Source organism: Kitasatospora sp. NPDC001309 (assembly GCF_042896295.1).
Taxonomy (GTDB): domain Bacteria; phylum Actinomycetota; class Actinomycetes; order Streptomycetales; family Streptomycetaceae; genus Kitasatospora.
In genome coordinates this window covers 1-4,487 of record NZ_JBIAXC010000102.1, presented here as the reverse complement: position 1 = coordinate 4,487, position 4,487 = coordinate 1, and the positions used below count along the sequence as shown (strand labels likewise).

Below are 4,487 nucleotides of genomic sequence, written 5' to 3'. Positions count from 1 at the left end.
GGTGGGGGGTTTCCCTTTTTCCCCCGCACGGCCCTCGCGGGGGGGGGGGGCCGGGCCCCCCCCGGCCCGCCCCCCCCCCCCGGGGGGGGGCCCCGCCGGGGGGGCCCCCCCCCACGGCCCACCGACAGCAGCAACTGGAGCCGTTCCGAGGGCCTCCGTTGTCGCCGATCTGAGCCCCCAGGGTCACATCGGGTACGGGTCGAATCACTCGCCCGAGTGAACCATCCCATCCTTGATGGAGAATTTCACTCAAGGATTGATAGGATGCCAGCATGGTACTCAGTACGTTGGAAACGCTGCGGCTCACCATCGCCGCGATCCGGCAGCGCACCGGCGAGAGCCAGCGCCAGCTCGCCGCCGCCCTCGACCTGACCCAGGACAAGGTCAGCCGCCGTCAGTCCGGCGCCCAGCCCTGGTCCCTGGACGAGGTCGACACACTGGCCGGCCACTGGGGAATGCGCCCGCTGGACCTGCTCGCCGGCCCCACCCACGCCACCCAGGCCCTGACCTGGCCGCCCGGCACCGCCGCCCCCGCGGTCGCGCCGCTGCCGGTGCCGGCCACCTTCGCGCCCGTCCCCGCGCCGGTGCCGGCGGCCGCGGTGCCCCCGGTTGCCGCGCCCGCTCCCGGGGCGCCGGCCGCCCCCGTCACCGCCGAGGCCCCGCCCGTCGAGCAGCAGGTCGACGGCCCGGTCGCTCCGGCCGCCGCCGTCCCGGCCGCGGGGACCGCCCCGGTGACAACCACCCCGTCGAGCACCTCGGCGGCCGCCCCGGCCGGATCCGGGATCTCACCGACCTCCGTAGCCGTCGAGCAGCAGGTCCCCGCCGACGAAGCCGCCGGGGCCGAGCAGCTGCTCGTCGACGCGGCCCTGGTGGGCGCGTCGAGCGCGGACTACGACCGGGGCCCGGACGGCGAGATCGCCGTCCACCCGGCCGTGCCGTGCGAGCAGTGCGGCCGGCCGGTGTCCTACCGCATCGGCGGCCGCCCGCTCCACCTCGGCGGCTGGTGCACCCCCACTGCCAGTCCCGCGGCGGACGCGCCCCTCCAGCCGGCCCCGGCCGCCGTGGTGGACGCGCCCGCCCCGGCCGCCGTCGGCGCGGGCCAGGACGCCCCCGCGCCCACCGCCCCCGCGGCCGTTGTGCCCGGCCCGGCCGCCTCGGCGGCGCCGTCCGCGCGGTTCCGCGAGTACGCCGGCACCGGCCGGGAGCTCGGCTACTACCTCGACATGATCACCACGGCGGTAGACCAGGCCCTGGAGGAACACGACGGCGACATCGACGCCGCCGTCGCGGCGCTCGAAAAGAAAGCCATCCCGAACGGAATGGCGCTTTTCGACGCGACCCGGGTTGGCGCCGCATACGAGTACACCGCCTATCCGGAGCGCCTGGAATTCCTCTCCAAGAAATCCCGGAACGGCGCCGATGAAATCTGGGAAGGCCGCCACAAGTGGGAGAACAGTGAGCTGATGAAGCAGCTCAAGAGCGGCGCCCTCACCGAGATCGCGGTGGACGTCCTGGACACCAACGCCGCCTACTGCTCCGCCCTCAAGACCCACCTGCCGATCGGCGCGCTCCAGCACCGCCCGGACGGCGGCTGGGACCCCAAGCGCTCCGGCGTCTACCTGCTCGCCGCCCGCCCCACCTGGGAACACCCGCACCTGCCCGACCCGATCGGCAACCGCCACGAAGCCGGCCCGGTGCTCCTGGATGAGGCCACCGTGCGCCTGCTGATCCGCTGCCACAAGCTCGGCCTCTCGGAGGCCCCGCACATCACCGAGGCCTGGACCAGCGGCGCCTCCGAGGGCCTGCTGGAGAAATTCCGCCGGGTCCTTACCATTGCCCGCGAAGACGCCATCACCAACGTCGACCAGGTGACCGAGAAGTACGTCAAGGCGATGTATGCGAAATTCGCATCGACCATCGGAGAATCCACCTATAATCGCGACATCCGCCGTCCCGAATGGATGCACATCATTCGCTCCCAGGCGTTCGCGAATCTCTGGTACAAGTCCCACCGTGCCCACAAGGGCGGGCTGACGATTGTCGCGCTGCGCGGCACTGACGAATTGCATGTCACCGGCGGCGAATGGCGAAAGGCGAATGGCGGTGTTTTCGAAGAGGGCCGCCTGACCACGCAGCTGAAACTCAAGGACCAGTACACCCTGCCCCGTAGCCGGAATCGGAGCGCCTAAAAGTGTCGACTGACGGATGGAAGAACTTCGGGCGCTACGGCGCCGACCGCGACCGGGGAAACGTCCACGGGCGGGTGGCCCTCGGCCGTGCTCTGGAAGACGCGGTGGAGCGAATGATCATCGAAGGCGGTATCAAGTCCCCGCCGTCCACCCGCCGCGGCCTGATGGCCCGGATGCGCTACCTGATGGAACATCGGGGCGGCCGCGAGGCCCTCGCCGAAGCGCTCGCCGACGTCGGCAGCAGCGCCAACGCCGCCACCCTGCGCGCGTGGAAGAACGGCAGCCGCATCCCCCGCCGCGTCAACATCGATGCCGTCGACACCGCCTACTGGACCCTGCGCGCCCGCAACGTCCTGGCCAACCCCCAGCTCCTCAAGGACCACCTCAACCGCGATGGTCGGGGTACCCGGGTGGAGATCCACCCCATCAACCAGCAGGTCGTGGACGAGCCCCGCCGCCGTGACAACCTGCGCATCCGCGGGATCCAGGTCCGCTATGTCTGGGACGACGCCGTCGACGCCCTCGCCGCCGGCGACGCCGACACCCTCGAAGGCATCTGGGACGACATCATCGGCGACCTCGACTCCGACTACGGTGCCTACCAGTACGTTTCCTACATCGGCCTCGGCGCCTGAAGCGCGGCCCGGGCCACGCCCTACCGGTCCGGCGCCTGATGGAAGTCGGCCACACCCCCGAACAGGCCAGTGCGGCCGCCGCCCGCGAGCAGTCCGACGTCCTGGACCGGGCGCAGAGTGCCCCGCAAACCCCCGCGCTCCAGGCAGGCGAGCACGCAGGCCGGCGGCGTGCCCCGGCCGACCCACCCCGGCGCCGACGGCAGGGCAGGCCTCCGTCCACCCCTCCACCCAGCGTCCGAGCCGGCCGTCCCGCACACCGTGCCCACGGCGATGGCCAGCATGAAAGCGATATTGCCGCAAAAGACAACAACTGCCATTGTGAGCAGACGAGTTCGTATGGCGGCACGGGGGGCGCGGCATGAACAACTACCGGTTCAGGTGTGCGGAATGCGGCCGGTACTCGCCCTGGCTGCCCAAGTCCAAAGCAGAAGCCGACCACATCGCGCACATGTGGGAGGCACACAACGCGTTCTGTGACGCCATGATCGACTACCGGGAGAACGACCCGACGACACCCCCGTCGGGAGGCTGCCTCCTCGCTCTGGCCGGGTTCCTCAACCTCGCTACCAGGGCGTGGAAGCTCCTCTGAGGCACTGCCGACGCCAGCTCTGCCCCCCGGCGGTCGTCCAGGCCGCCGCCGATGTCCCGCTCCCAGCGCCGCGTCCCCAGGCTGCCGCCCGATCCCCGCTCGCCGTCGACCGGGTCCTCCACGCCGCCCTGACCCGGCTCAAACTGGTGCCGCCCTCGCACGGGCTGTTCCTCTGGTCCCGGGTGTGGATGGGTTGGGATGGGGTGTGCGGTTTGGGCAGCGGGCGTGGTCGGGTCAGGTGCCTGCGGCGCCGGGGCTGCCCATGCGCCGGGTCCGTGCTGTCCTGGAGCGCCGGGACTGGCCTGCCGTTCGGGGCGGCCGGCCCCGGGGCCGGGGGTGAGGGTGGTCCGGGTGCTGCCCGTCGTCGTCCGGGGCTGGCCTGGTTGCTGCTGCGCCGGGTCGCCATCAGGGGTGGTGCTCGGCGTGATGCGGTGTTTATGGGTGTTTTCCATGGCGGGGGTTGATGGGCTTTTCCCATGGGGCGGGGTTGGTGGTTTCAGTGGGAATTCGCGCCATATCGTCAACGGCGGCCGGGGTCCTTTCGGGCTGGAATGGCGGGAGCGTACGGCGGTTGTGGCGGGATTGCCTGACAGGCGGATTCTGATACGGCGTCGGGTGCGTTGTTGGGGCATTTCTGATCGGAGATCAGGGCAATGGGTCTAGACCACTGTGCGAGGCCGAGTCCAGGTGACGGATTGTGATGTGATGGCACGCGGGGTTGTGGCGTGAGGCATGGTGGTGACAGAATGCGATGACGGGCGAAGGGGGCCGGCGGGGATGCTCCCGGTCGTCCCCGGGAAGGCTCCTCCCAGTCAGCCCGGCGCACGGAGTGCGCCCAAACCCCCCACTGACCAGCAGAACTGCCCACCAGGCCGAGCTTGGCACCGGCCCGAAGGCCCCGGGGCGGAGCCCCGGCCACCCACTCAGGGCCACCTCGACCACAGGCCCGAGGCCCCGCCGACCAGCGGCGCGGACGCGCCGCCATCACTCTACGCTACTGCGCCCCGGAGGGGCGCCGCAACGCTCCGTCACGCTAGTGACGGCGCGTCATGTCTGCGGAGCAGACATCGGAAG

At 71.3% G+C, this 4,487-nt stretch carries 3 protein-coding genes; all 3 read left to right on the top strand.

Annotated features, from left to right (window positions below):
* Positions 1 to 272: 272 nt before the first annotated feature.
* The 3 genes from ACFY2K_RS43395 to ACFY2K_RS43385 all read left to right on the top strand — a co-directional run bounded on the left by ACFY2K_RS43395 (position 273) and on the right by ACFY2K_RS43385 (position 3,413).
* Entirely contained in the window at positions 273 to 2,189 is a 1,917-nt protein-coding gene (locus ACFY2K_RS43395) for an acyltransferase (RefSeq protein ID WP_387718650.1), read from the top strand.
* Positions 2,190 to 2,191: 2 nt separating this feature from the next.
* Entirely contained in the window at positions 2,192 to 2,824 is a 633-nt protein-coding gene (locus tag ACFY2K_RS43390) for a hypothetical protein (protein ID WP_387718647.1), read from the top strand.
* A gap of 358 nt (positions 2,825 to 3,182) precedes the next feature.
* Positions 3,183 to 3,413: a hypothetical protein gene (locus ACFY2K_RS43385; protein ID WP_380643766.1), complete on the top strand. Its 231-nt coding sequence runs from the start codon at positions 3,183 to 3,185 to the stop codon at positions 3,411 to 3,413.
* The last annotated feature ends 1,074 nt before the right edge of the window (positions 3,414 to 4,487 follow it).